This window comes from Nocardia niwae NBRC 108934 = DSM 45340 (assembly GCF_001613465.1).
GTDB classification, from domain to species: domain Bacteria; phylum Actinomycetota; class Actinomycetes; order Mycobacteriales; family Mycobacteriaceae; genus Nocardia; species Nocardia niwae.
In genome coordinates this window covers 1-670 of record NZ_BDCK01000104.1, presented here as the reverse complement: position 1 = coordinate 670, position 670 = coordinate 1, and the positions used below count along the sequence as shown (strand labels likewise).

1 pseudogene is annotated in these 670 nt (G+C 62.2%); it reads left to right on the top strand.

Annotated elements, in window-relative coordinates:
- Window positions 1–670: pseudogene (locus NNI01S_RS33020) on the top strand (DNA-directed RNA polymerase subunit beta); the annotation flags it as partial.

The following is a 670-nucleotide window of genomic DNA, read 5'->3' as shown; positions in this document are numbered from 1 at the left end:
CCTGCTGGTGGCGATCATGCCGTGGGAGGGTCACAACTACGAGGACGCGATCATCCTGTCGCAGCGGTTGGTGGAGGAGGACGTTCTCACCTCGATTCATATCGAGGAGCACGAGATCGATGCTCGTGACACCAAGCTGGGTGCCGAGGAGATCACGCGTGATATCCCGAATGTTTCCGATGAGGTGCTCGCCGATCTGGACGAGCGTGGCATCGTGCGGATCGGCGCCGAGGTGCGTGACGGTGACATCCTGGTGGGCAAGGTGACCCCGAAGGGTGAGACCGAGCTGACGCCGGAGGAGCGCCTGTTGCGGGCGATCTTCGGGGAGAAGGCGCGTGAGGTGCGTGATACCTCGTTGAAGGTGCCCCATGGTGAGTCGGGCAAGGTGATCGGGATCCGGGTGTTCTCCCGTGAGGACGACGATGATCTGCCGCCGGGTGTCAACGAGCTGGTGCGGGTGTATGTGGCGCAGAAGCGCAAGATCCAGGACGGTGACAAGCTCGCGGGCCGTCACGGTAACAAGGGTGTGATCGGCAAGATCCTGCCGACCGAGGACATGCCGTTCCTGCCGGACGGCACTCCGGTCGACATCATCCTCAACACCCATGGTGTGCCGCGTCGTATGAACATCGGCCAGATCCTGGAAACCCATCTGGGCTGGATCGGCAAA